Source organism: Ruegeria lacuscaerulensis (genome assembly GCF_013033355.1).
GTDB lineage: Bacteria > Pseudomonadota > Alphaproteobacteria > Rhodobacterales > Rhodobacteraceae > Ruegeria > Ruegeria lacuscaerulensis_A.
This window is the reverse complement of the sequence record NZ_WQDY01000003.1, coordinates 240,281-264,163: the sequence shown is the minus strand read 5'-3', so window position 1 is coordinate 264,163 and position 23,883 is coordinate 240,281. Positions and strand designations below refer to the sequence as shown.

At 59.3% G+C, this 23,883-nt stretch carries 29 protein-coding genes; 13 read left to right on the top strand and 16 right to left on the bottom strand.

The annotated features are described in order from the left end of the window. Positions 1-67 precede the first annotated feature (67 nt). The 6 genes from GOW48_RS07460 (at position 68) to aqpZ (ending at position 5,074) form a co-directional block, all read left to right on the top strand. On the top strand, positions 68-529 hold the full coding sequence (locus GOW48_RS07460; protein WP_170354500.1) for a peroxiredoxin: 462 nt from the start codon (positions 68-70) through the stop codon (positions 527-529). 80 nt (positions 530-609) lie between these two features. Further along, entirely contained in the window at positions 610-1,428 is an 819-nt protein-coding gene (locus tag GOW48_RS07455) for a ferritin-like domain-containing protein (RefSeq protein ID WP_170752999.1), read from the top strand. Positions 1,429-1,609: 181 nt separating this feature from the next. After that, positions 1,610-2,932 (top strand): DUF5930 domain-containing protein, encoded by a 1,323-nt coding sequence (locus GOW48_RS07450; RefSeq protein WP_170354501.1) that lies wholly within the window; start codon positions 1,610-1,612, stop codon positions 2,930-2,932. Continuing rightward, complete coding sequence (locus GOW48_RS07445) at positions 2,922-3,422, top strand: bactofilin family protein (RefSeq protein WP_170354502.1); 501 nt, start codon at positions 2,922-2,924, stop codon at positions 3,420-3,422. The genes GOW48_RS07450 and GOW48_RS07445 overlap by 11 nt, the downstream gene beginning before the upstream one ends. An 89-nt stretch (positions 3,423-3,511) precedes the next feature. Then, a complete protein-coding gene (locus GOW48_RS07440) occupies positions 3,512-4,321 on the top strand; it encodes a M90 family metallopeptidase (protein WP_170752613.1) in 810 nt (269 codons plus the stop codon). 66 nt (positions 4,322-4,387) lie between these two features. Beyond that, positions 4,388-5,074, top strand: a complete 687-nt coding sequence (gene aqpZ, locus GOW48_RS07435) for an aquaporin Z (RefSeq protein ID WP_170354504.1) — start codon at positions 4,388-4,390, stop codon at positions 5,072-5,074. Positions 5,075-5,122: 48 nt separating this feature from the next. Here the strand turns inward: aqpZ and GOW48_RS07430 are convergent, their stop codons facing one another. Both GOW48_RS07430 and GOW48_RS07425 read right to left on the bottom strand, forming a co-directional pair. Then, positions 5,123-5,671 carry a peptidylprolyl isomerase gene (locus GOW48_RS07430; protein ID WP_170752611.1) on the bottom strand — a complete coding sequence of 183 codons (549 nt, stop codon included), beginning with the start codon at positions 5,669-5,671 and terminating at the stop codon, positions 5,123-5,125. Further along, positions 5,664-6,170 carry a peptidylprolyl isomerase gene (locus tag GOW48_RS07425; RefSeq protein ID WP_170752609.1) on the bottom strand — a complete coding sequence of 169 codons (507 nt, stop codon included), beginning with the start codon at positions 6,168-6,170 and terminating at the stop codon, positions 5,664-5,666. The genes GOW48_RS07430 and GOW48_RS07425 overlap by 8 nt, the downstream gene beginning before the upstream one ends. Positions 6,171-6,302: 132 nt before the next feature. Between GOW48_RS07425 and GOW48_RS07420 the strand changes: the two genes are divergently transcribed. The 6 genes from GOW48_RS07420 (at position 6,303) to GOW48_RS07395 (ending at position 12,144) form a co-directional block, all read left to right on the top strand. Continuing rightward, entirely contained in the window at positions 6,303-7,493 is a 1,191-nt protein-coding gene (locus GOW48_RS07420) for a phosphoglycerate kinase (RefSeq protein ID WP_170752607.1), read from the top strand. A gap of 124 nt (positions 7,494-7,617) precedes the next feature. After that, entirely contained in the window at positions 7,618-7,917 is a 300-nt protein-coding gene (locus GOW48_RS07415) for an FtsB family cell division protein (RefSeq protein WP_170354508.1), read from the top strand. Between the two features lie 149 nt (positions 7,918-8,066). Continuing rightward, positions 8,067-9,056, top strand: a complete 990-nt coding sequence (pdhA, locus tag GOW48_RS07410) for a pyruvate dehydrogenase (acetyl-transferring) E1 component subunit alpha (RefSeq protein ID WP_170752606.1) — start codon at positions 8,067-8,069, stop codon at positions 9,054-9,056. A 15-nt stretch (positions 9,057-9,071) separates the two neighbouring features. Beyond that, positions 9,072-10,442: a pyruvate dehydrogenase complex E1 component subunit beta gene (locus tag GOW48_RS07405; RefSeq protein ID WP_170752604.1), complete on the top strand. Its 1,371-nt coding sequence runs from the start codon at positions 9,072-9,074 to the stop codon at positions 10,440-10,442. 12 nt (positions 10,443-10,454) lie between these two features. Continuing rightward, entirely contained in the window at positions 10,455-11,753 is a 1,299-nt protein-coding gene (locus GOW48_RS07400) for a pyruvate dehydrogenase complex dihydrolipoamide acetyltransferase (protein ID WP_170752602.1), read from the top strand. A 154-nt stretch (positions 11,754-11,907) separates the two neighbouring features. Beyond that, positions 11,908-12,144, top strand: coding sequence for a hypothetical protein (locus tag GOW48_RS07395; RefSeq protein WP_170354512.1), 237 nt, complete (start codon positions 11,908-11,910; stop codon positions 12,142-12,144). A 6-nt stretch (positions 12,145-12,150) separates the two neighbouring features. On the opposite strand, the gene cysE is transcribed toward GOW48_RS07395, so the two are convergent. After that, entirely contained in the window at positions 12,151-12,960 is an 810-nt protein-coding gene (gene cysE / locus GOW48_RS07390) for a serine O-acetyltransferase (protein ID WP_170354513.1), read from the bottom strand. An 84-nt stretch (positions 12,961-13,044) separates the two neighbouring features. Here cysE and GOW48_RS07385 point away from each other — a divergent pair, with 84 nt between their 5' ends. Then, positions 13,045-13,383 (top strand): TraR/DksA family transcriptional regulator, encoded by a 339-nt coding sequence (locus GOW48_RS07385; RefSeq protein WP_170752600.1) that lies wholly within the window; start codon positions 13,045-13,047, stop codon positions 13,381-13,383. On the opposite strand, the gene GOW48_RS22855 is transcribed toward GOW48_RS07385, so the two are convergent. The 13 genes from GOW48_RS22855 to GOW48_RS07325 all read right to left on the bottom strand — a co-directional run bounded on the left by GOW48_RS22855 (position 13,364) and on the right by GOW48_RS07325 (position 23,861). Then, positions 13,364-13,612: a DUF7742 family protein gene (locus GOW48_RS22855; protein ID WP_462362596.1), complete on the bottom strand. Its 249-nt coding sequence runs from the start codon at positions 13,610-13,612 to the stop codon at positions 13,364-13,366. The two genes, GOW48_RS07385 and GOW48_RS22855, sit on opposite strands and share 20 nt — an antisense overlap. Positions 13,613-13,615: 3 nt before the next feature. Continuing rightward, positions 13,616-17,575, bottom strand: a complete 3,960-nt coding sequence (locus GOW48_RS07380; RefSeq protein ID WP_170752597.1) for a baseplate multidomain protein megatron — start codon at positions 17,573-17,575, stop codon at positions 13,616-13,618. After that, on the bottom strand, positions 17,576-18,022 hold the full coding sequence (locus GOW48_RS07375; protein ID WP_170752595.1) for an NlpC/P60 family protein: 447 nt from the start codon (positions 18,020-18,022) through the stop codon (positions 17,576-17,578). Continuing rightward, the gene (locus tag GOW48_RS07370) at positions 18,019-18,906 is read right to left on the bottom strand and encodes a DUF2163 domain-containing protein (protein WP_170752593.1); all 888 of its coding nucleotides are present in this window, start codon (positions 18,904-18,906) and stop codon (positions 18,019-18,021) included. The genes GOW48_RS07375 and GOW48_RS07370 overlap by 4 nt, the downstream gene beginning before the upstream one ends. Beyond that, positions 18,906-19,538 carry a DUF2460 domain-containing protein gene (locus GOW48_RS07365; RefSeq protein WP_170724450.1) on the bottom strand — a complete coding sequence of 211 codons (633 nt, stop codon included), beginning with the start codon at positions 19,536-19,538 and terminating at the stop codon, positions 18,906-18,908. Before GOW48_RS07365 ends, GOW48_RS07370 begins: the two co-directional genes overlap by 1 nt. Positions 19,539-19,550: 12 nt before the next feature. Further along, the gene (locus tag GOW48_RS07360) at positions 19,551-20,216 is read right to left on the bottom strand and encodes a phage tail tape measure protein (RefSeq protein ID WP_170752591.1); all 666 of its coding nucleotides are present in this window, start codon (positions 20,214-20,216) and stop codon (positions 19,551-19,553) included. After that, entirely contained in the window at positions 20,200-20,412 is a 213-nt protein-coding gene (locus GOW48_RS07355; RefSeq protein ID WP_170752589.1) for a rcc01693 family protein, read from the bottom strand. Before GOW48_RS07355 ends, GOW48_RS07360 begins: the two co-directional genes overlap by 17 nt. After that, complete coding sequence (locus tag GOW48_RS07350) at positions 20,409-20,726, bottom strand: gene transfer agent family protein (RefSeq protein ID WP_170752587.1); 318 nt, start codon at positions 20,724-20,726, stop codon at positions 20,409-20,411. Before GOW48_RS07350 ends, GOW48_RS07355 begins: the two co-directional genes overlap by 4 nt. Positions 20,727-20,730: 4 nt before the next feature. Next, on the bottom strand, positions 20,731-21,144 hold the full coding sequence (locus tag GOW48_RS07345; RefSeq protein WP_170724442.1) for a phage major tail protein, TP901-1 family: 414 nt from the start codon (positions 21,142-21,144) through the stop codon (positions 20,731-20,733). A 20-nt stretch (positions 21,145-21,164) separates the two neighbouring features. Further along, the gene (locus tag GOW48_RS07340) at positions 21,165-21,578 is read right to left on the bottom strand and encodes a DUF3168 domain-containing protein (protein ID WP_170724440.1); all 414 of its coding nucleotides are present in this window, start codon (positions 21,576-21,578) and stop codon (positions 21,165-21,167) included. Then, positions 21,575-21,913, bottom strand: coding sequence for a phage head closure protein (locus GOW48_RS07335; protein ID WP_170752585.1), 339 nt, complete (start codon positions 21,911-21,913; stop codon positions 21,575-21,577). Before GOW48_RS07335 ends, GOW48_RS07340 begins: the two co-directional genes overlap by 4 nt. Next, positions 21,910-22,509: a head-tail connector protein gene (locus tag GOW48_RS07330; RefSeq protein ID WP_170724436.1), complete on the bottom strand. Its 600-nt coding sequence runs from the start codon at positions 22,507-22,509 to the stop codon at positions 21,910-21,912. The genes GOW48_RS07335 and GOW48_RS07330 overlap by 4 nt, the downstream gene beginning before the upstream one ends. Positions 22,510-22,682: 173 nt before the next feature. Next, entirely contained in the window at positions 22,683-23,861 is a 1,179-nt protein-coding gene (locus tag GOW48_RS07325) for a phage major capsid protein (RefSeq protein ID WP_170752583.1), read from the bottom strand. Positions 23,862-23,883: the final 22 nt, after the last annotated feature.

Below are 23,883 nucleotides of genomic sequence, written 5' to 3'. Positions count from 1 at the left end.
CCTTTCAACCCGCTCGTACCGCCCTATGATCCCGAGCAGCACATAAAAACCTTTAACGGAGTTTCCAATGCCCGACGTTACAGACATCGCCCCTGATTTCACTTTGCCCCGTGACGGCGGTGGCGAGGTCACGTTGTCGGATCTGCGCGGAGGTGCCGTCGTTTTGTTTTTCTATCCCCGTGATGATACGCCGGGCTGCACCAAGGAATCCATCGGTTTCTCGGAACAACTTCAGGCCTTTGCCGATGCCGGGGCTCACGTTTTCGGCATTTCGCGCGACAGCGTCGCCAAGCATGACAAATTCGTCGCCAAACACAGCCTGACCACACCGCTTTTGTCCGACGAAGGATCAACCGTATGCGAAGACTATGGCGTCTGGGTCGAAAAGAACATGTATGGCCGCAAGTCGATGGGGATCGAACGGTCTACATTTCTGATCGACGCCGAGGGCAAAATTGCCCGCGCTTGGCGCAAAGTCAAAGTGCCCGGTCATGTGGACGAGGTGCTTGAGGCGGTGCGCGCGCTCTGACGGCTCTTTCCTGCGGTTGCCATCCGGTTTAAGACCCGCCCAAACCTGAACGGAGCGGACCTGTGCCCAAAACACTGACCATGATGGCAACCGAAGTTCTGACCACGGCGGATGGGCGGGCCAAGACCGCCCTGTCCAAACGCTATGCTGCCGAATGGTTCGCTGCGCGAAAAGGCGATGCACCCGAGATCAAGGTCGGTACCTCGACGCCTCCGCTACAACCGGCGCGGCCGGAACGGCCTGAACTGCTGTCTCCCCGCGAAGTACCCAAACGCAAACCTGGCACCGAAGCGGGACGGATCGCTCTGCTGCATGCAGTCGCCCATATCGAGTTGAATGCGGTTGACCTGCATTGGGACATCATGGCGCGGTTCGGGCATGTTCCCATGCCAATTGGGTTCTATGACGACTGGGTCAAATGCGCCGAAGAAGAATCGCGCCATTTCGAAATGGTTTGCGATTGCCTTGAACGCATGGGCAGTCACTATGGCGCCCTGCCCGCCCATGCCGGCATGTGGCGCGCCGCAGAAGACACGGCCGAGGACCTGATGGGCCGTCTAGCGGTTGTTCCAATGGTGCTTGAAGCTCGCGGGCTAGACGTCACGCCGGGCATGATCGACATCTTCCGCAAAGCCAAGGACGACCACGCCATCGCCGCGCTTGAGGTCATCTATGCCGAAGAGGTGGGACATGTCGCCTATGGATCAAAATGGTTCCACTTTTTGTGCGGAAGAGAGAATGCAGATCCCAAGGATGTGTTTCATGAGCTTGTACGGCGCTATTTCCACGGGGTCCTTAAACCTCCGTTCAACGAGGAAAAACGCGCTGAAGCCGGGTTGCCACCCGACTTCTACTGGCCTTTGACCGAAGACCTGCCTGCGCCAGGACAAGCCCATTAAACATGCGCAAGTTGACGCTATCGGCAACTTCCCGCCTAAAACTGGCGGGAAAAAACCGGTTTCATGTGTGAACTGGTTAACAAACTTGCCCAAATCACATGTCCCCTCTATGCAGTTGCTCCAAGGGACGGAGATCACTCACAACCGGTCCCGAATTTGGGGATGGACAGAGGGAAGACGCGTGCGAACACGTCTGGCAATCAAACTACACTCACTGCTCGAACGGCACTTTCCGGAACGCCGGGTTTTTCTGAAATCTGATAATGATACGCGGTTTATCCGGCTCAGTTCCGAGACGCAGGTGATTGCCGTTGCGGGCGTCGCCGTCTTCGTTGGCTGGACTGCCGTCGCAACCGCAATCCTGCTGATGGACAGCATTGGATCAGGTAATTTCCGCGAGCAAGCCAAGCGGGATCAAGCAACCTATCAGGAACGTCTGAACGTACTTTCAGCCGAGCGGGATATGCGTGCCTCTGAGGCGCTAATGGCGCAGGACCGTTTCAACACGGCGCTTGAACAAATTTCGACGATGCAATCCGAGCTGCTGGCGTCGGAAAACCGCCGCCGCGAGTTGGAAACGGGCATTGAAGTCATTCAAACCACTCTGCGCGCGACCATGAAGCAGCGCGAAGACGCGCGGCTAGAGTTGGCCAGCCTCAAGCAGGAGGATGGCGCGGACGCTTACATGGCAAACGTGAGCAACCCGGCTCAGATGGATTTCATGACCCAGGCTTTGGCCCGCACGGCCTTGGAACGGGACCAGATCGCAGCCGACGCCAAGGACGCGCTTGAACAACGTGATGACCTTGAGCTGGAAATCCGGCTCATGCAGGAACGTAGTGACGAGATTTTCCGTCAGCTGGAAGAGGCGATGGTTATCTCGGTCGAGCCGCTCGACAAGATGTTCCGTCAAGCAGGAATGCCCACAGACCGTATCATTGAAGAAGTACGGCGCGGGTACAGCGGCATGGGCGGCCCCCTAACCCCCATATCCTTCAGCACGCGCGGCGAGGAACTGACCCCCGACGAAGTCCGCGCAAATACTCTGCTGCAGCAGATGGACCAGCTGAACCTCTATCGCATTGCCGCCGAAAAGGCGCCGTTTGCAAGCCCTGTGAACGCGGTCGTGCGTTATACCAGTGGCTTCGGCACCCGCCGGGACCCCAAGACAGGTGGCCGGCGCATGCACAACGGTGCCGATTTCGCTGGGGCGCATGGAACGGATATCTTCGCGACCGCCGATGGTGTGGTCACCCATGCTGGCTGGCAGTCAGGGTTCGGGCGATTGGTAAAAATTAAGCATGCCTTTGGAATTGAGACACTTTATGCTCATAACACCAAGATACGCGTAAAGGTTGGTCAAAGGGTCTCGCGCGGGGATCATATTGCTGATATGGGTAGCACCGGACGGTCGACCGGCACGCATCTTCATTACGAGGTACGCGTGAATGGAAAACCTGTTAACCCAATGACTTACATCAAGGCTGCGAGAAATGTTTTCTAAGAGCAAAATCAACGAGCCCGGAACCAAAGACACAGAGGCCGCAAAACCGGCTGCCCCCGCGACGCCTGCCGCGCCTGCGCCGTCAGAAGCCAAGGCCAGCACTGCGCCCAAGCCCAAGCCCCCGGCATCGGTTCTGTCGTCAGATCTGCACATCACCGGCAACCTGAAAACATCCGGCGATATTCAGGTGGAAGGCACTGTCGAAGGTGACATTCGCGCCCATCTGCTGACCATCGGTGAAACTGCGACCATCAAGGGTGAGGTCACCGCAGATGATGTCGTGATCAACGGCCGCATCGTAGGCCGCGTGCGCGGTCTGAAAGTCCGCCTGACCTCGACCGCACGTGTCGAAGGCGACATCATCCACAAGACCATCGCGATCGAAAGCGGCGCGCATTTCGAAGGTTCGGTTCAGCGTCAGGACGACCCGCTGAACCCCGGCCGCAGCGCCAAGGGTGGTGCAAACCCGGCTGCAGAGGTCAAACAGTAAAGCAGGCTCTGCCTTATTCTATGAACGCCGCGGGGAAACCTGCGGCGTTTTTGGTTTCAAGCCCCGGCTGCGCATAGTAGTCTTTGCGAATGCTGATTTTTTTCTCGGTTCTGCTGTTGGTCATCGGCTTTTTTGCCTATCGTCATTGGTCCAAGACTCAGGCGCGCAATGCGCTGCTGGCCGCCCCGCTGTCCGATCATCAGCGTCGTGTGATCGACGCTCAGGTGCCTCTGATACGCCGCCTACCGAAAGATCTGAGGGCCAAGCTGGACGGCAAGGTCAATCTGTTCCTAGACCAGGTCCGCTTTTTTGGTTGTGACGGGCTGGACGTCACCGAAGATATGGAATTGGCCATCGCCGTACAGGCCAGTCTGTTACTGGTCAATCGGGATATCTGGTACGACAACCTGACCACCATTCTGATCTACCCCACTGCATTCAAGTCGCGTCAGCGCAGGCAGGATGGCTACGTTATCAGCGAGAAAGAGATCGTGCGCACGGGCGAAAGTTGGGATCGCGGCCCGGTGATCTTGTCTTGGACGCACAGTCAGCAAGGCGCGCTGAATGATCGCGACGGGCAGAATGTCGTGTTGCACGAGTTCGCGCATCAGGTCGACGACCTCTCGGGGGGCACGAACGGAGTGCCAATCCTTAACAACGGGCAGAGTTTTGCAGAATGGGAACGGGTGTTCCTGACCGCCTACGACGCGCATGTCAGCGCGGTCGAACATGGTCGACACACCGTTATCGACCCATATGGCGCTACCGGGCATGAGGAGTTCTTTGCAGTCTCTGTCGAAGTTTTCTTTGAGCGGCCCGTCGCGCTCAAGTCCGAGGCGCCCGAGGTCTACGAACAACTGGCCAAATTATTCCAACTGGACCCTGCGAGCTGGGCCTGACAGTACAGTTTCACAAAAATTCATTTTTGAATTATAGTGAACCCATTGTTTTTGGGAGGGCTTTTCATGTCATCAAAACTCATGGCCGAATTCTTCGGCACGTTCTGGCTGGTTCTGGGCGGATGCGGCAGCGCCGTTCTGGCAGCTGGTGTGGCCGATGTGGGCATCGGCTGGCTGGGTGTATCCTTTGCCTTTGGCCTGACGGTTCTGACCATGGCCTATGCGGTCGGTCAAATCTCGGGCGGGCACTTCAACCCGGCAGTCAGTCTCGGCCTTGCGGTTGGTGGCCGGTTTTCACCAAAGCTTCTCATCCCGTATTGGATCGCTCAGGTTGCGGGCTCTGTCGCTGCCGCTGCCGTCCTATACGTGATCGTCAGCGGCGCGCCCGGTTTCGAAGGGGTCGGCAGTTTTGCCACCAACGGTTTCGATGAGGCCTCGCCACAGGGGTATTCGATGGCATCGGCGCTGGTGATCGAGATCACGCTGACCGCTTTCTTCCTGTTGATCATTCTGGGTTCGACATCGAAATTTGCGCCTGCCGGGTTTGCGCCGATTGCCATCGGGCTTGGCCTGACACTGATCCACCTGATCTCTATCCCGGTCACAAACACTTCGGTCAATCCGGCCCGATCAACCGGAGTTGCTCTGTTTGCCGAAGGCCCCGCAATGGAGCAGCTATGGCTGTTCTGGGCGGCCCCATTGGCGGGGGGCATCATTGGCGCAATCATCTGGAATGTGATCGGCGACGATTGAGCCTTTAAAAGAAAGGCCCCGAAGCGCATTGCCACGGGGCCTTTTCTGTTACTCGGTCACTGTGACCTTTTTCATAACATCCGGCTGTCCGATCACTGCACCGTTAGGTCCGTCACCACGCTTGATCGCATCGACGACGTCCATCCCGCCAGTTACCTGACCTACAACCGTGTATTGGCCGTTCAGGAACGGCCCGGGTGCAAACATGATGAAGAATTGCGAATTTGCACTGTTAGGGTCCTGGGCTCGCGCCATACCGATCACGCCACGATCATAATTGTAGTCCGAAAACTCGGCTGCCAGATCGGGACGATCCGACCCGCCTGTCCCGGCGCGGCGCAGGTCACTGCCCAGACGGCCATGTTCAACATCGCCGGTTTGCGCCATGAACCCCTCGATCACGCGGTGGAAGACCACCCCGTCATATTTGCCTTCAGCCGCCAGAGCGCTGATCTGCTCGACATGTTTCGGGGCAAGGTCATCAAACAGATCAACAGTCACGGTGCCATTGGCGCCCTCACCTTCAATCTCGATCTCAAGGCCAGTGGCCAGCGCGGGGCTGGCCAAAACGGCAAATGCGGCGGCTAGCTTATACATCGGCCGCCACCTTGACGCTGATCATCCGGTCGGGGTTCATCGGCGGCTCGCCGCGAACAATCGCGTCTACATGCTCCATCCCGTCGACGACGCGCCCGTAAACGGTGTATTGGCCGTTCAGGAAGTGATTGTCCTTGAAGTTGATGAAGAACTGAGAATTGGCTGAGTCCGGGTTCTGCGACCGCGCGGCGCCCAGCGTGCCCCGGTCATGCGGCAGTTTCGAAAACTCAGCCGGAACGTTGGGCAGCGACGACCCACCTGTGCCTGCCATACGGATGTTGAACCCGTCTTCCATGTCGCCGTGCTGAACGTCGCCGGTCTGGGCCATGAAACCGTCGATCACACGGTGGAAGGCCACGTTGTCATACTCACCGCCACGGGCCAGTTCCTTCATCCGGGCCGAGTGCTGAGGGGCCACGTCGGGCAGCAGCTCGATGACGACATTGCCGCCTTTGAGTTCGATGATGATGGTGTTTTCGGGATCCTTGATCTCGGCCATGAGGCCCTCCTGTCGTTTGTCTTGCGCAAATACCTATGCGGCATGGGCGTGAATGCCAAGTGACGCATTGACCTGAGGGCAAAATGCAGGAAAAGAACCGCCTAAATCGTATTTAACGGCAAGGATGGAACGATGGGCTGGAAAACGCTGGACGATATGGACCTGAACGGCAAGCGCGTGCTGGTGCGCGTGGATATCAACGTGCCGGTCGTTGACGGCGTTGTGACCGACGCCACCCGTATTCAGCGCATCGTGCCCACCGTGCGCGATATCCTCGCAGCAGGCGGCAAACCAATCCTGCTGGCGCATTTCGGCCGTCCGGGTGGCGAGCGCCGCGAGAACCTGTCGCTGAAACAGCTGATCCCCACCCTGAACACCGCTTTCGAGGCTGATGTTCTGTTCGCGGCTGATTGCGTCGGCACCGAGGCTGAACTGGCCGCCGAGCAGCTGAAGCCCGGTCAGGTGCTGCTGCTGGAAAACACTCGCTTCCATGCGGCTGAAACCAAGAATGACGCTGATCTGGCCGCAGGTATGGCGCGTCTGGGTGAGGTCTATTGCAACGACGCGTTTTCCGCCGCACACCGCGCCCACAGTTCGACCGAGGCAATTGCCCGGCTGCTGCCCGCCTGTGCCGGGCGCCTGATGCAGGCCGAGCTTGAGGCGCTGGAGGGCGCTCTGGGTGCGCCTAAACGGCCAGTGACGGCGGTCGTGGGCGGGGCCAAAGTGTCGACCAAGCTGGAGCTGCTGGGCAATCTGATCACCAAGGTGGATTATCTTGTGATCGGCGGTGGCATGGCCAACACCTTCCTCGTGGCCAAAGGCGTGAATGTCGGCAACTCCCTCGCCGAAACCGCGATGAAGGGCACCGCGGCCGAAATCATGGCCAAGGCCGACGGCGCGGGCTGCACCATCGTTCTGCCCACTGACATCGTTGTCGCCGAAAAGTTTGAGGCCGGCGCGCCGCACCAGATCCTGCCTGCGGACCAGTGCACTGACGAGGGCATGATCCTAGACGCAGGCCCCGACAGTGTCGCAGCGATCTCGGATATCTTCGACCAAAGCCAGACGCTGATATGGAACGGCCCGCTGGGCGCATTCGAGATTGAACCCTTCGACGCCGCCACCAACGCATCCGCCCTGAAAGCCGCCGCCCTGACCCGCTCGGGTAAGTTGGTGTCAGTCGCTGGTGGAGGCGACACGGTCGCGGCGCTGAACGCTTCGGGTGCCGCTAAGGACTTCTCGTATATCTCGACCGCAGGCGGCGCGTTTTTGGAGTGGATGGAAGGCAAAACCCTGCCGGGCGTCGCCGCGCTGGATCAATAAAAACTCGACCTCTGACGCATTTTTGCGAATCAGGGGATTCACAACCCGAATCGCCTGTGACATAGTGCTTTCAGAGGTCCAAAAAGGGCCCGTTATTGAGGCGTTTCATACGGCGGTAAACAGAGTGTCCCGTTCCCATCGGCCCGGTTTGGGCGCAGTCGCATTCTTTATGGTAGCTTTTATGCTGGGTGTGTATTTCACCTTTGCTGCCGTTCAGGGTGACTATGGCCTGTTCCGACGGGTCGAGATTGCAGCGGAACGGGACGCCCTGTCGCGAGATCTTGGGAAGCTGGAAGCCGAGATTGCTCAGATGGAAAACCTCACACGCCGTCTGTCAGATACATATCTGGATCTGGACCTTTTGGATCAGCAGGCGCGTTCAGTATTGGGCATGATCCGTTCGGATGAGATCGTTATTCAGTGACCCTTTCTACTGAGTAAACCCAAAACACCTTCGCGACGATTTCCGCAGGTTTCGACGCGGCGTCACATTTCTCCTCGCCACAAAGCGACAAATGCTTTATTAAATAGTTTAACGCTAAACTATCTTGCCGAGAGGGGGAGATCGCCGATATGGCTGCGCGAAAAACCACAAAGAAACCAAATGTTTCTGCGGAAGAACTCACCACATACTACCGGGAAATGCTGCTGATCCGCCGATTCGAGGAGAAGGCTGGTCAGCTATATGGCATGGGCCTGATCGGTGGGTTCTGCCACCTGTATATCGGGCAAGAGGCTGTTGTCGTCGGACTTGAGGCGGCTGCTGAAGAAGGCGACAAGCGGATTACTTCCTATCGCGACCACGGCCACATGCTAGCGTGCGGCATGGACCCGGGCGGCGTGATGGCGGAACTCACCGGACGTATTGGCGGCCTGTCCAAAGGTAAAGGCGGCTCGATGCACATGTTCTCGAAAGAGAAGCATTTCTATGGCGGCCACGGCATCGTTGGCGCGCAGGTTCCCTTAGGGGCAGGTCTGGCTTTTGCCGACAAGTACAAGGAAAACGGCGGCGTCACCTTCACCTATTTTGGCGACGGCGCGGCGAACCAAGGTCAGGTTTACGAGACGTTCAACATGGCTGCCCTGTGGGACCTACCGGTAGTATTCGTGATCGAGAACAACCAATACGCCATGGGTACAGCGCAAGCGCGCTCCACCTCTTCAGCGGATATCTATCACCGCGGACAAGCATTCGGAATCCCGGGCGAAATGGTCAACGGTATGGACGTGCTTGCGGTCAAAGCCGCTGGTGAGAAAGCCGTCGCACACTGCCGCTCCGGAAAAGGCCCTTATATCCTTGAGGTCAAGACCTACCGCTATCGTGGCCACTCGATGTCCGACCCGGCCAAATACCGCACCCGTGAAGAGGTTCAGAAGGTCCGCGAACAAAGCGACCCCATTGAACACGTGCGCGAACTGCTGCTGACCGGCAAACACGCGACCGAAGACGACCTGAAGGCGATCGACAAAGAGATTAAAGAGATCGTCAACCAGGCCGCCGAATTTTCGAAAGAAAGCCCCGAGCCTTCCGTCGAAGAGCTCTGGACCGACATTTACGCCTGAGAGGACGACTAAGACATGGCAACCGAAATTCTCATGCCCGCCCTTTCGCCCACAATGGAAGAGGGCACGCTGGCCAAATGGCTGGTCAAAGAAGGCGACACTGTATCATCCGGCGATATCATGGCCGAGATTGAAACCGACAAGGCCACGATGGAGTTTGAGGCCGTCGACGAAGGCATCGTCGGCAAGATCCTGATCGCTGAAGGCACCGAAGGCGTAAAGGTCAACACGCCTATCGCGGTCCTTGTGGAAGAAGGCGAAGACGCTTCCGCCCTGCCCGCGGCTGCGCCCGCAGCAGCAGCGGTGACCGAGGCCGCCCCTGCGGCGGCCCCGGCCCCCGCTCCCGCCGCCGCACCAGCGGCACCGGTCGTTGACCTGTCGCCCGATTGGCCAGCCGATGCCGAGATGAAGTCCGAAACCGTCCGCGAAGCACTTCGCGATGCGATGGCAGAAGAAATGCGCGGCGACGAAGACGTCTATCTGATGGGCGAAGAAGTCGCCGAATATCAGGGTGCCTACAAAATCTCCCAAGGTCTGCTGGACGAATTCGGCAGCAAGCGCGTCATTGACACCCCCATCACCGAACATGGTTTTGCCGGTATCGCCGTGGGGTCTGCCTTTGGCGGCTTGAAACCAATTGTCGAGTTCATGACCTTCAACTTCGCCATGCAGGCGATTGACCAGATCATCAACTCCGCCGCCAAGACGCTCTATATGTCCGGCGGCCAGATGGGCTGCCCCATCGTATTCCGCGGCCCCAACGGTGCCGCTGCCCGCGTGGCCGCGCAGCACAGCCAAGACTACGCCGCATGGTATATGCAAATCCCCGGCCTGAAAGTCGTCATGCCCTATTCGGCTGCTGATGCCAAAGGTCTTCTGAAATCGGCCATCCGCGACCCCAACCCTGTGATTTTCCTGGAAAACGAAATCCTCTACGGTCGCTCCTTCGACGTGCCTCAAGTGGATGATCTGACCATCCCACTGGGCAAAGCACGCATCTGGCGTGAAGGCTCGGACGTGACCATCGTCAGCTTTGGCATCGGCATGCAATACGCGCTGGAAGCCGCCGACAAGCTGGCCGAAGAAGGTATCAGCGCCGAGGTCATAGATCTGCGCACCATCCGCCCGATGGACACAGGCGCGATCATCAACTCGGTGATGAAAACCAACCGTCTGGTGACGGTCGAGGAAGGCTGGCCGCAAGGCTCGGTCGGTAGTTACATCAGCTCGGTCGTGATGCAGGAAGCGTTCGACTATCTCGACGCTCCGGTCATCAACTGCACCGGTAAGGACGTTCCGATGCCCTATGCTGCGAACCTCGAAAAGCTGGCGCTGATCACCACGGATGAGGTGATCGCGGCCGTCAAACAAGTGACCTACCGGTAAGGAGCGACACAGATGCCCACAGAAATTCTGATGCCCGCCCTGTCGCCGACCATGGAAGAAGGCACACTTGCCAAATGGCTTGTCAAAGAGGGCGACACCGTGTCGTCTGGCGACCTGCTGGCCGAGATTGAAACCGACAAGGCTACGATGGAATTCGAAGCCGTTGACGAAGGCACCATTGGCAAAATCCTGATCCCCGAAGGATCTGAAGGGGTCAAAGTAAACACCGCCATCGCGGTTCTGCTGGAAGATGGCGAAAGCGCTGACGACATCAGCGCAGCACCTGCCGCAGCGCCCGCGGCTGCCCCGACAGTCGCCGCGGGTAACGAGGCCGCCCCAGCGGCGTCCGAGGCACCCGCCCCTGCCCCGGCTGCTCCGGTCAAGGCCGATGGCGGTCGTATCTTTGCCTCGCCTCTGGCCCGCCGGATTGCCGCGCAAAAGGGTCTTGATCTGGCGCAGATCACCGGCTCGGGTCCGCATGGACGTATCGTCAAAGCAGATGTGGAAGGCGCAACGGCGACGGCCCCAACGGCAGCGCCCTCAGCTGCAGCAGCGGCTCCGGCGGCGGCAGCTCCGGCTGGCCCGTCGGCAGATGCCGTAGCCAAGATGTACGAAGGCCGCGACTACGAGGAAATCAAGCTCGACGGCATGCGCAAAACTATTGCCGCGCGCCTGTCCGAGGCCAAGCAGACGATCCCGCATTTCTATTTGCGTCGCGATATCAAACTGGACGCGCTGCTCAAATTCCGCAGCCAGTTGAACAAACAGCTGGAAGGTCGGGGCGTCAAGCTCAGCGTCAATGACTTCATCATCAAAGCCGTCGCCAACGCGCTGCAACAGGTTCCGGCCTGTAACGCGGTATGGGCCGGTGATCGGGTGCTGCAACTGAAACCCTCGGACGTGGCCGTTGCGGTTGCCATCGAGGGCGGGCTGTTCACTCCGGTTCTGCAGGACGCCGACACCAAATCGCTGTCGGCGCTATCGACCGAGATGAAAGATCTGGCCGCTCGCGCGCGCGAACGCAAGCTGGCGCCTCATGAATATCAAGGCGGCACCTTTGCGATCTCGAACCTGGGTATGTTCGGCATCGACAATTTTGACGCCATTGTGAACCCGCCTCACGCCGGAATTCTGGCTGTGGGCTCGGGCGTCAAAAAACCGGTTGTCGGAGACGACGGAGAGCTGACCGTAGCAACCGTTATGTCTGTCACCATGTCAGTGGATCACCGGGTTATCGACGGTGCGCTTGGGGCTGAATTGTTGCAGGCCATCGTGGAAAACCTTGAAAATTCTATGGTTATGCTGGCTTGATTCCCGCAAACTCGCAGAGGCCGCGTCGGGCGACCCCGGCGCGGTTTTTTATGGCCTGACGGGATGTGAGCCGACGTGATCAGGCGTACTATTGCTCGGGGACCTGTGGGGCTCCAGATTGGTGGCACGACATTCAAGGACGCACAGGTGCCATATGACCATCACTCAAATTACACGCACATTTCTGGTTCTTCTGATGCTGGCGGCGCTTGCCCCTGCGGACGCCTACGCCAAACCAAACAGCTATCCAGGAGAGAACTCGAAGTTCAATTCCAAGAGTGCGGTTGGCAAATGGGAGGCCGAACGTGCCAAACGCATTGAAGAGCGTAAACAGCGCCGGGAAGAACGTCGTCTCAAGCGGTTGAACGAAAAGAACAACCGCTCGAACTAAGACTGTTTACTGGTTTTTACCCAGCATGTGGTCCATTGAGATCGAGGGCTGATCGCACCCGGCCTCGCCCACGATCTTGGCAGGAATACCCGCAACGGTTTTGCAGGGGGGGACCTCCTGCAGAACAACCGAACCGGCCGCTATGCGGCTGCAATGGCCGACTTCGATATTCCCAAGCACCTTGGCACCCGCACCAATCAGAACTCCGTTCCCGATCTTAGGGTGACGTTGTTCCTCTTCTTTGCCGGTTCCGCCCAGCGTCACCGAGTGCAACATCGAGACGTTGTCGCCCACCACGGCAGTTTCACCGATCACTATGGAATGCGCATGGTCGATCATGATCCCCTTGCCAATCTTCGCTGCAGGGTGAATGTCGATGCCAAAAATCTCGGATGAGCGCATCTGGAAGAAGTAAGCCAGATCATAACGACCCTTACGCCACAGCCAATGCGCCACACGATAGGCCTGCATCGCCTGATAACCCTTGAAATAAAGAATCGGCTGCAGCAACCGGTGGCAGGCCGGATCACGTTCATATACGGCCATCAGGTCTGCGCGCGCGGCTTCGATCAGTGATGGGTCGTCGGCATAAGCCTCGTCCACGATTTCACGCAGAACCATCATCGACATCTCGTTCGAGCACAGCTTGGCGGAAACACGATATGACAACGCCCGCTCAAGACTTTTGTGATGAAGGACACATGCATGGACAAGCCCGCCCATCAGCGGTTCATTCTCGACGGCCGCCTGAGCTTCGGTCGTGATACGATCCCAAACGGGATCGACGGGGGTCACGTGACTGCGCTTTTCCAACATGGCTTTTCATCCTTTGCTGCGCCTAAGATGCCATTTAGTGGCAAAAACGCCAAACGCAAACCCGTGATCCGCACGATAACGAAAATGAATGACTCGGAACTGGTACATTTTAGCGCTTTGATCCTCGCTCGTCTGGACGAGTTGGCAGACAGCACTGCATCGGGCAAAAGCGCGCAGGCTGTTGTTGAGTTGGATCAGCAGGCTGTTGGCCGCCTAAGCCGGATGGACGCGTTGCAAAACCAGGCTATGGCCAAAGCACATCAAGCCAGTCGCGATCTGGAACGGCGCAGACTAACCGCCGCCCTGAACCGGATTCGGGACGGCGAGTATGGTTTCTGCGAAGATTGCGGAGAAGAGATTCCTGCAGGTCGGCTAAAACTGGATCTGGCGGCCACAAAATGCGTCAGCTGCGCGTCTGGCTAAGATGAAGCCGTACCAGACTGTTCAAAACCATCGCGAAACACTGACAGTATTGTAGATCGTCAAAACTGGGTTCAACGTCCAAGGGACGGATACATGCTGCGGTTGCCAGCAATCCATTGCTGAATACCGGATGAAGATGACCGGTTCGACGCATGTACCGATCTGCCAACTCGGCCTCGGTAAGCATGCGCGCCGCAGCACTTACATCTCTGTGAAGAGCCGGACGTATGACTTAGCTTACGTCAAGGCTGACAGGTAGACCCGGACCATAACTGGCCGAGACCTGCGCAACCTGCACGGTGTATCCTGCGCTTACACCGTCGGCTGATTTCATTGCGGCCGTGTATATCCAACTTGGATTGGGTGAGATCAGTTCGCGCACCAATGCGCCTTCGGCGCGCACTTGCACCAGATAGGATTCCGTTTCTTCGCCTAATGGCACGTCGATACCCGACCAATCATCACCGTCGATGCGCGTGCGACGTATCCACGACAGCTGATCGTCACCCGCAGATTTGGCAACACGCAGGTGGGATGGCGCATAAGGGCGTAGACCATTGCCGTTGAATGCCTCGACCCTATTTACGAAAGACGGATCGTCATAACTGCGCGCCGCAGGGCCTATCCGGTAGTGCTTGGCCACACGGCGCTCAGACCTCAGCAGGTTGGTTTGATACACCCGTTGGTCCAAAAGCACAAAAGTCGAGCCTTCAGGCCATACCTCCGGTATTTTGGCTTCTGTCCCCAGTTGTCCGCGAAGACGGCCTGACAGAGTGTATATACCGCGTTCTTGCAGAGTGGCGCGTTCAAACTGAAACAGTTCCCAGTTATCCGGTGATCCATCGCCGATTGCCGCAAGGTTTGCGCCGTTCAGCAACGCGTCGCGCGGTCGGGATTCCAGAACACCCGCAATCAGTTCGACAGTCAGGGGTGCCCCCTCATCCCACAGCCCGGCACCTGCCCAGCGCATCGGCGACTGCGTGAATCCGACAACAGCTTGCCCGCTGACCACCTCTTGCAAAGCATAGTCCTCATCAGTCGCAGAGGAGTAGACCGCTGCACTTCCCGGCCATGGATCAGCCGAGATCGCCAGATAAGGTGCGTGGGGCACCTCGGATCCTGTGATAAGCGGCAAGTCCAAGAAAACTGGAAATACGGGGACTGGTGCCACAAACGGGTTTTCCGAGACGTCGTCGTCTGGCAAATCGGAAGGCGTATAAACACCCGGTTCAACGCGAACAGCGTCTGCCATCTGCATTTCGGCCTGTTCGAGCCGGTCGATACGATACCGCGCGCCCTGCTCGCCGGACAGGGTGATGATATCACCCGCACCGACATTCAGCATCGAAGGCGGCAATGCAAACCGGACGCTCTCTCGCGACACGCGGGATTCGTTCAGCCACCGCTCGGCGGTTTGACGGCCTTCGGCGCGTGTCATCGACAACGGCATCTCATTGACGGAAACCGAATGGGTACTGGTATCCGGCAAAACGGCCTCTTCCGAGACGATATCATGATCCGCATCAGACTGGACAAATCGCAGTCGGACACGACCGGTCATCTCCGCCTCGGCTTCGCGGCGATGTTCGATAGTGCCATCGATCTCAGAATTGGTCGCAAGCAGGTCGCTTTCGAGCTGAACCGAAGCCCGCCCGTTACGCATCTGAAAACGCAACACACCGTCGCGTTCGATGGCGTCAAAGCCATACCGAAGCATCAGTGGCTGCAACGCGGCGCGCCCGTCCGAAACCTGTTCGATCACGTATCCACGCACGATCCCGTGCAACTCCGTGGTGTCGATATCCGTGACGCCCGCGCCATGACAGATCTCGGCGACCACAGAGGCCAAAGTTCGCGATCCCGAGCGCCCATTCAGCCAATGGCCGCGGGCATAGTTTTTGCCATCGCTCCATTGACTGCGCTGGTTCGGAAAAGCGGGAAATGGGCGCGCGTCCCAGGCCCAGACATAGGCATTGGACATGTCCACCATCGGGCCGCCATACACGTCTGAGATCGGGTTGATCTTTGGGTCGGACCAATACCCCAGAACCGCTCGTAGGTATTGAACTTGCATAAAATCGTCACGCTGGCCGTTGGAATACACGGGCAAACTCGACTCCGACGACTTTGGGTCCAGAAATTTGTTCGGCTGGTTTGTTCCTTTGTCTATCGCGGCACAACCCAATTCCGTGAACCAGATCGGTTTGGACCCAGGCACCCAAGCGGTGCGATCTGTTTGGCGGACGCCACCGATCCGTTCGTGGTGTGGCTGCGACCACCAATTCCGCAGATCTTTGTACCGCCATATCCATGGCTCGCCATGAGCGTCATCCTCGATCGGGGCCCGTATTTGCGCATGGGCCTCTTCGGGTGACGCATAGAACCAGTCGTACCCTTCACCACCCTCGATGTTGCCGCGAAGGTAGTCGAGGTCATAGATGGACTTTGCCCCGTCGCGGGCGTCCACATGACCTTCGCCATCACGCCAGTCGGACAACGGAATGTAGTTATCGACACCGATAAAGTCGATATTGGTATCTGCCCAAAGCGGGTCCAGATGGAAGTATCGATCGCCACTGCCATCCGCGGGTTGATAGCCGAAATACTCGCTCCAGTCGGCAGCGTAGCCGATCTTGGTCTGTGATCCCAAAATCCTGCGCACTTCGGCTGCGAGAATACGCATCTGCGCCACCGCCGGAAAGCCTGATGCACCGCGAATTTGTGTCAATCCACGCATCTCGGACGCGATGCAGAACGAGTCAACGCCCCCCGCTGCTTGGCACAGCGCTGCGTAGTGCAGGATGAAACGGAACAGGCCCCATTCTTGCGGGCCGGAATAGACCACTTCGCCGTTGACGACGGTAAAATGGTCCGCACGGGCGTTTCCAAAAAACGAAGCCACCTGAAGGTCCGCCGCGGCTGTTCCGTCCGGCGAGCCGCTGCGCCCCGGAGCCCGACTGAGAGTGATACGCCCCCGCCACGGAAGATGTGGTTGATCCGCCGCGTCGGACCAAGGATCCGGTAGACCGTTATTGCGCAACTGGTCCATCAGAATGAACGGGTAGAACATCACGCGCTTGCCGGTCTGCTTCAAATGCTGAATCGCCTGAATCACCGACTGGTCTGTTGGGGTGGCGCCATAGACAGGACGATCCTGTTCGTGCTTCACCACCTCGGCAGCGCCGCGTGTCACGCCAGCCACGCGCCATGGCATGTTTTCACCTTCCAGTTCTTTATGCAGAACCTTCGGCTTCACCTGGCATGCGCCGCAACGAAGATCATCACCGAACCATGAAACGATAAGCGAAGCGGCGTCGCAGGCAGGCAGTTCCTTGCTTAAAGCTCTGGTCGAGGTCACAAGATCCGGCACGCCCGAGGCCGAGTTCACATTCGCCGCCCAGCTTTGGCCGGGACCTTTGGTATAATTCACCTGTGTGCTCGCCAATGCGTATTCGCCGGTGCCCGGCATCAGCGCTACGCCTTTCACGATAAGGGACAACGCATCATGTGTTTCCGGCAGACCCGCCTGATCGGGGCGCACGACTTCGAATGAGAACTGTGGAACGCGGTTTCCGAAAGCCGCCAGCTGCAGATCTTCAATCACGACATACGCCGTCCCGCGATATGCCGGAACATTTCCCGCGCCCTCAACCGCTTCGATAAGCGGATCGGGCAACTGATCATCCGTTCCATGATACACGCGCATGTTCAGGCCTGCGCGTTCAAGCTCTTCACCGTCGGCCCAGATACGGGGCACGTCAGCAATCTGTCCCGCGCCAACCGCAATCGCCAGTGAAACGGAATAGCTATAGCTATGGGTGGTCGTCGTGACTTCGGGCGCTTTGGGTGCGCCCTTGCCACCTCCTCCCGATTGCGTCGTCGTAGAGGTGCTGCGCGTTTCCAGAAAATCCGAGGCCCAGATCACTTGCCCACCAACGCGCATCCGTCCGAACAGGGTCGAGACGGGTGCTCCCTCGCCGGTTTCAGTCAGGCGAAAGCGGTCCAGCCGGCCGGTCTCAACAACTTCACTGCCGCCGCCCATAACGGACTGGCTCATTAAACGCTGGTCGATGACCCGACCCAGCGTCGCGCCGATGGCACGGCCAATGATAGCCGTCGAAAGACCAGCGACCGTTCCGCCAATCGCGCCACCAATCGCAGCCCCTGCTGCCGAGAGTACAATTGTAGCCATCTAGAAATCCTCCAGCGGGAAACCGAAACAAGCGACAACCCGGCGGCGCCAGGGGTCGCTCAGCGTGTTTTCAACAACGCCGTGCCCGGAATAGGCATGAATGAAACGCGGGGCTTCACCGCCCTCGCTGACGATACCCACGTGCTTCGCAACGCGCCCGGCACGCATCCGAAACAACAACACATCGCCGGGTTCCATGTCTTCAACAGCCTTGCTTGTCAGATGTCGCCTTGCGGCCTGCCACATGCGCTCATCCCCTTGCGGCTCGGACCAATCCATACTGTAGCTCGGAACGGATTCGGGTTCGGGCCCCAAGACCGCGCGCCAGACACCGCGCAGCAACCCAAGGCAGTCACTGCCCGCGCCTTTGCACGAAGCTTGATGCACATACGGCGTCCCCAGCCATGTTCGGGCTTCCGCCACTATTTGATCGCGGATCGTGCTCATCGCAGGCTGCCCCCTGTATTGGGATTGCCCTTTTTGGGAACCGCCATGACCCAATCTTCGCCGGGTAAATCGGGAAATCCCTGAAAGTTCAGAAAGTTGTTGAACTTCTTTCGGCATGTTTCCATGCGTTTGTCGCACCCGGCGGTCAACCGGACTCTGTCACCCACGGCCAGACCACCACTGATCCCAGACCACAAGGTAACAATGCGGCCACCCGGCTTGAGGCTATCCTGCTTGATCGACGCCCACAAGCCGATGGCCTGACCCGAGATAACGTCCAGTCGTCCCCGTTCGAACCACGCTGAATCCGGCCCCAAAGCGCCGCTCAGTTCCAACACACTGCCTGCGGTCAACTCGGCAACCTCGGCCTCAGCCTGATAGCCCGCAGCAGATACATTGAACCGGCAGGCGCTGTCGCCAAGTACAGCCGTACAGGGTTTTTGATAAATCCTTCCCAGAGGGCGATTCAGCAAGTCCGTCAACCCGCGCAATTCGGCATGAAAAGCCCCGCCCGAGCGGCGTATTTCCCCGATCGACCCGCGAAACTGCAGGACGCGCTGTTCCGGCGCGGCCCAGTTGACCAGCCAGGCCCGGACCTCAGCGCCATCAAAACGTCCGGCCTCGACATCATCTTCCGTAACGGCTGCATCCGACAGTGCACCCATGGCTTCCGAGTTATCGATAGACAGGCCAGTCGCCTGTTCGATTGCTGCAGCCGTCAACCCCGAACTTGCCTTGAAGGTCAGCCCTTCAAAACCTAGTTCCCTGTCGTGATCCGTGAAGCCAAAGACCTGACCATCCGCGCGCTGGATCGCCCAGCATCGGCAAGTCGTGGTCAGGCCTGTTTTCAAGTGGGCCTCAAGGGTATCTTTTGCGCTGTTCATCAGACCCGCACCTCGACCACTGGAACATTCGGTACGTCACCGGCCTGAAAGCTGGCGACACTGGTTTGAATCTTGTCGGTGTCAAACCGGACCGGAACATCGAACTCGAACCCAGCAGTGATTTCGACCGCTTCCGGAGGCGGGTCGGCAAATGTCACTAGGCCGCGCGCCAGATCGACCTCGAAATCCACACCTTCGCGAACCTCATCCTGTTCAAGCCCAAGCTTTACAGTTCCCAGAACGGGTTTGAGGATCGGCCGGATATACTCAAACCCACCAGACGTGTAGGTTTTGACCAATTGAAATACGGTCGTGACCCCATCGCCACGCGAGATGACCTGATCAGCCTTGTCGACCTCAGCGGTCGCCGCGCCGGATTTATAGTCCGACCAGTCTTTCCAGCGAAACCCGAACATCTGCCCTTGCCGCGCCTCGAAGAACGAAATCAACGTTTCGATGTCGTCCAGAGACCGCATTCCAAAACCCGCATCATAGCGCCTGCGTGAATGCGCCCACGGGGTGTTACGCTCTTCAAACCCGTTTGCCAGCGTTACGATGTCCGTACGCCGTTCCGGACCACCGACCGAGCCAAAACTGAGGCTGGCGGGAAATCTGACTTCGTGGAAATTCATGACCTGCTCCCCTTATCTGTTGCGATTGCCGCGACCCAAGGCGCGGCTCATCTGTGCGGCGATCTGGCTTTGGCTGCGGCGGAAGCCCTGCACGTCAGGCGTGGTGATGTTCATCACCACGTTCACCGCGCCGCCATCGCCCGAGGTGCGCACACCCAGCTTGCCATCCGGTCCGCGCGCTAAAGGCATGATCGCCTCGGGACCCGCCTCGCCCATCAGACCGGTCGCACCGCGCATCGGAAACGTAGTTGGGCCGCTAATGACGCCGCCATTGGCAAAAGGCATCACCCGGCCCTGACTAAAGCTGCCGCCGTCGGCAAAGGGCAAGATGCCTTGGACAAAACTTCCGATGCCACCAGCAATGAGGCCACCAAAATGATCCGTCACCGGCTTGATCGCCGCCGAATAGGCCGTGCGGATCATCGAATTCTTCAACACATCCAGCGCATCTGACAGGTTCATCCCGTCCAGCACCACACCGTCAAACGCCTTGCGCAAGCCTCCGGACATGCCGCGCTCCAGCGTCGCCACATCCTTGCCGGTTTCCTCAAACGCCGCACTGATGCGTTTCATCTGGCTGTCAAATGCCGCCGCCATAGACGCGGCATCCCCCAGCGCATCACCCAACGCCTCACCCCGTTCCTGCAGGTCGTCCAACCCGTCACGATCCGTCGCCATCACGCTCTCCTTGTTCTTTGTCCGGGTAAGCCGCCAACAATGCGTCCAGCCCCGCCCGGTTCATCGCGGGCATCCCAGCGCCCTGCCCTAACATCAGCCGCAGCTCGGCCGGGGTAAGACGCCAGAATTGATCCGGCGTCAGACGCAAGCCGGTCATCCCGGCCCGCATCAGGGCGGGCCAGTCGAACCCGCTCAACGATCCGGCACCATGAAGGCGCGGGCCAGCAGCTCGGCCGCCGCGCGGGCCCCTTCCATGGGGCCACCCTCGATCTCGGCGCGCATCAAGTTGGCGCGGGTCACATCCGCCCCACCGCCGCGCAGCCCCGCCACGATGAGCGCCAGCACATCACTGCTGGAGTAGGCCCCGCCTTCGAACCGCTGGACCAATTCCACCAAAGTCCCGGTGCCCAGCTCCTGTTCCAATTCCGCCAAAGCCCCCAGCGTCAGCTTGAGTGCCCGAGGCTTACCGTCGATGGTCAATGCCACCTCACCCGTCCACGGATTGGCCATCGGATTACAGCGCCGTAAAGGTCAGAGCCCCGGCGCTGGCCAGGCTCATCTCATAGGTGGCCTCACCGTTATGCGAGCCCGCATATTCGATACCGGTCACCTGAAACGCGCCTTCAACAATGCCGAAATCGGGGATGATCACCTGAAAATCCGGCGTCTCACCATCAAAGAACAACTGACGCGCGCGTTCATCGGTGCCCGCGTCCTTGAACACGCCCGAGCCCGAGATCGAGGCCGATTTGACCCCCGCCCCCGACAGCAGCTCGCGCCATCCGCCCTGGCTTTCAAGGCTGGTAACATCCACACTTTCCGCGTTGAAACTGACCCGCGTGGCGCGCAGGCCTGCGATGGTCTCGAACAGGCCCGAGCCGTTCATATCCACTTTGACCAACAGGTCTTTTCCGTTCTGGGCAGCCATATGCTCTCTCCGTTGATTGCTTAGTCGTCTTCCACGCGGGCGCGGAATCTCAGGTCGATCTGGCGGATCGCGCCGCCCGTTCCGGTGCGCCGGGCACTGGCGCGTTCGAACCACAGCCCCACAAGGCGGCCCCGATCCAAGCTGAGTGCCGCGCCTTCCAGCGCATCACAGACTGCGCCCGCCAGCGTCTTGGCCGCGCCAAAGCCTGCGGCCTCGGACACCACCGACACGGTGAACCGATGCACGGCGCCCGCGCCTGACCGGTCCGAGGCATCGCGCACCTCTTCCGGGCCCAGCGTCACATAGGTCTGGGGCACCGCGCCCGCCGGAACTGCGTCATAAATCGCGCCGCCCGACAGCGTGCTGACCCGCGCATCGCCCGACAGCTGTTGAAACACCGCCGCCTGCAACGCGGCTGAAACGCCGTAACTCATGCCGCCACCTCTTCGTCTGCGAAACAGGTCAGGTACTGGCCGCGTGGGTCGCGTTCGGCCACGGCGCGGATCACGAACCGGCGCGGGCCCTCAGAGAACCGCTGATCCGGGCGTGGACGCATGGACGCCCCCTCGAGCGCGCCGCGCACCACGATGCGATAGCCAACGCGCGAAACCGGGATGCCTGCAACAGACCGTTCGGACCCGCTGCGCGCCGTGACCTCGGCCCAAACCGTTCCAACCGCAGCCCATGTCTCGGTATACCCACCAGCCCCATCCGCGCTGCGCACCGGTGCCTCAAGCACCAGCTTTCTGTTCAATCGGGGCGTCTTCATTGCGCCACCCCGGCACCAAAGCGCACAATCCGGTAGCGTTGGATCAGGCTGGTGACGCCAAAGGGCATACAGCCCGCGCCTAAAGCCGTCTCATCCCGGTATTCATAGTAATGCGCGGCCAGCAACAGCACCGCCTGCCCCAGATCAGCGGGCAGAGCCCCCCAATCCGCAGCCATCCCTGCGGTAAAGGCGATCTTGACCGAGCCGCCCGTGGGAATGGTCGGCAGGGTTGCACCCGCCGGACGCAGACGCGGGCGCTGGCTGTCTTGGGCCAGACGATAACGGGCATTATCCAAAACCGCATCGGTGCCAGCCGCGTCGGTCACAGTCACTGCGCTGATCGCTGTGACCGGGGCCACCGGCAGCACCTCGCCCGCCGTATCGCGCCAGCTGTTCAGATCCCATGAAAATCCGCGCGTGATCAGCACCTTGCTGGTACGCGCTTCAATCGCTGCAATCGCCGCCCGCAGAAAGCCTTTCAACACTTCATCCTGCAAGCTGTCTTCGGTAAAACCCGTTCCCAGCCGCAGATGAGCCTTGAACTGATCCACCGGCAGCGCCGCATCCGCGATGGCGGTTTCTTCGATCAACATCATCCATACACTCCGCAATCTCGGCCCCCTCCGGGGCCGTAACTTCAGGAATTGACGGGCACGCGCCGCCCCACGTTGCTCGGACGGAGGGGAGCAGCTAGACAACGCAAGGGATCTCACCCCGGCCCGCGCCCGCCGCCTTGGGGGACCGAAACCCCCCAAGGATTCGGCCCGCTTTAGGCGGTGCCGAATTTCACCAGCTTGATCGCGGCAAAGTCGCTCACGTCGCCGCCAACGCGCTTGGTGGCATAGAACAGGACATGCGGCTTGGCGCTGAACGGGTCGCGCAGGACGCGCAGGTCGGGGCGCTCGGCAATGGTGTAGCCCGCCTGGAAATCGCCAAAGGCAATCGAGAAGCTGTCGGTGCCCGCATCCGGCATGTCCTCGGCGATCAGCACCGGATAGCCCATAAGGCGCGCAGGCTCACCCGCTGCCAGACCATCCGACCACAGGAAGCGGCCATCGCTGTCCTTGAGCTTGCGGATCAGACCGGCGGTTTTCGAGTTCATCACGAAGGTGCCGTTCACGCGGTACTGCGCGCCTAGCGCATAGACCACATCGACAATCGCATCCGCCTCGACACCGCCGTCGATGCCGGTGGGCACATAACCAATGTTGCCCCAGTCCCAAACGTCATTGTCGACCTTCGTGTGGTTCAGGATACCCTTGGGCTTGTCCGCACCATCACCGTTAATAAAGGCCGAAGCCTCAGCTCGGGCGAAGTTGTCCGCAATACGACCTGCCAGCCAGCCTTCGACGTCAAAGGCGCTATCATCCAACAGACGCTGCGAGGCTTTGGGCAGCGCGCTCAGCTCGTGTAGCGGGATCGAGATACGGTCAATGGACGGGGTCGCCGTCTCGGTCGCGGCGGCGTTCTCATCGGCCCAGCCAGCGCCCACATCGGTGTGGTCGATCAGCACGTCGAACGAGTTCGCCTCGACATTCACCACCGACGCAATCGAGCGGATCGAGGCGGTGGATTTCAGCACCGATTTGATGATCTCGGCGGTCTGCGGGTCGACTAGATAGCCGCCATCGCTGTTCACGGCGCTGGACAGGGATTTCGATTCCATATCAAGCCCGCGCAGGCCGTCATCCTCGCCCGAACGCACATAGGCGTCGAACGCCTTTTGATGCGGTGCACCGTCCTCAATCGAGGCCGCAAGGTGCGGACGCGCCGCGATGGTTGATTTACGATCCAGCATGGTCAGTCGCTCTTCTGTCTGTTGCAGTTGGGTTTTCACTTCGGCCTTGAGGCCCTTGAATTCATTCACGAAGCCAGCCATCGCCTGCTTCACCTCCTGAACCAGGGGCGCACCCTCTCCGGTCAAGGCCGGGGTTTCGGTCTTGCTCATCAGCACTTCCATTTCTTGGGTG

Bases quoted from the DNA above. Each gene is read 5' to 3' on its own strand.
- GOW48_RS07350 (WP_170752587.1), bottom strand. From the start codon at position 20,726: ATGGCCAATCCGTGGACGGGTGAGGTGGCATTGACCATCGACGGTAAG.
- GOW48_RS07375 (WP_170752595.1), bottom strand. From the start codon at position 18,022: ATGAGCACGATCCGCGATCAAATAGTGGCGGAAGCCCGAACATGGCTG.
- GOW48_RS07360 (WP_170752591.1), bottom strand. From the start codon at position 20,216: ATGGCGACGGATCGTGACGGGTTGGACGACCTGCAGGAACGGGGTGAG.
- GOW48_RS07330 (WP_170724436.1), bottom strand. From the start codon at position 22,509: ATGATGTTGATCGAAGAAACCGCCATCGCGGATGCGGCGCTGCCGGTG.
- GOW48_RS07455 (WP_170752999.1), top strand. From the start codon at position 610: ATGATGGCAACCGAAGTTCTGACCACGGCGGATGGGCGGGCCAAGACC.
- GOW48_RS07340 (WP_170724440.1), bottom strand. From the start codon at position 21,578: ATGAGTTACGGCGTTTCAGCCGCGTTGCAGGCGGCGGTGTTTCAACAG.
- GOW48_RS07420 (WP_170752607.1), top strand. From the start codon at position 6,303: ATGGGCTGGAAAACGCTGGACGATATGGACCTGAACGGCAAGCGCGTG.
- GOW48_RS07380 (WP_170752597.1), bottom strand. From the start codon at position 17,575: ATGGCTACAATTGTACTCTCGGCAGCAGGGGCTGCGATTGGTGGCGCG.
- GOW48_RS07400 (WP_170752602.1), top strand. From the start codon at position 10,455: ATGCCCACAGAAATTCTGATGCCCGCCCTGTCGCCGACCATGGAAGAA.
- GOW48_RS07440 (WP_170752613.1), top strand. From the start codon at position 3,512: ATGCTGATTTTTTTCTCGGTTCTGCTGTTGGTCATCGGCTTTTTTGCC.
- GOW48_RS07335 (WP_170752585.1), bottom strand. From the start codon at position 21,913: ATGAAGACGCCCCGATTGAACAGAAAGCTGGTGCTTGAGGCACCGGTG.
- GOW48_RS07325 (WP_170752583.1), bottom strand. From the start codon at position 23,861: ATGAGCAAGACCGAAACCCCGGCCTTGACCGGAGAGGGTGCGCCCCTG.
- aqpZ (WP_170354504.1), top strand. From the start codon at position 4,388: ATGTCATCAAAACTCATGGCCGAATTCTTCGGCACGTTCTGGCTGGTT.
- GOW48_RS07445 (WP_170354502.1), top strand. From the start codon at position 2,922: ATGTTTTCTAAGAGCAAAATCAACGAGCCCGGAACCAAAGACACAGAG.
- GOW48_RS07425 (WP_170752609.1), bottom strand. From the start codon at position 6,170: ATGGCCGAGATCAAGGATCCCGAAAACACCATCATCATCGAACTCAAA.
- GOW48_RS07345 (WP_170724442.1), bottom strand. From the start codon at position 21,144: ATGGCTGCCCAGAACGGAAAAGACCTGTTGGTCAAAGTGGATATGAAC.
- cysE (WP_170354513.1), bottom strand. From the start codon at position 12,960: ATGTTGGAAAAGCGCAGTCACGTGACCCCCGTCGATCCCGTTTGGGAT.
- pdhA (WP_170752606.1), top strand. From the start codon at position 8,067: ATGGCTGCGCGAAAAACCACAAAGAAACCAAATGTTTCTGCGGAAGAA.
- GOW48_RS07430 (WP_170752611.1), bottom strand. From the start codon at position 5,671: ATGTATAAGCTAGCCGCCGCATTTGCCGTTTTGGCCAGCCCCGCGCTG.
- GOW48_RS07405 (WP_170752604.1), top strand. From the start codon at position 9,072: ATGGCAACCGAAATTCTCATGCCCGCCCTTTCGCCCACAATGGAAGAG.
- GOW48_RS07460 (WP_170354500.1), top strand. From the start codon at position 68: ATGCCCGACGTTACAGACATCGCCCCTGATTTCACTTTGCCCCGTGAC.
- GOW48_RS07365 (WP_170724450.1), bottom strand. From the start codon at position 19,538: ATGAATTTCCACGAAGTCAGATTTCCCGCCAGCCTCAGTTTTGGCTCG.
- GOW48_RS07395 (WP_170354512.1), top strand. From the start codon at position 11,908: ATGACCATCACTCAAATTACACGCACATTTCTGGTTCTTCTGATGCTG.
- GOW48_RS07385 (WP_170752600.1), top strand. From the start codon at position 13,045: ATGAATGACTCGGAACTGGTACATTTTAGCGCTTTGATCCTCGCTCGT.
- GOW48_RS07370 (WP_170752593.1), bottom strand. From the start codon at position 18,906: ATGAACAGCGCAAAAGATACCCTTGAGGCCCACTTGAAAACAGGCCTG.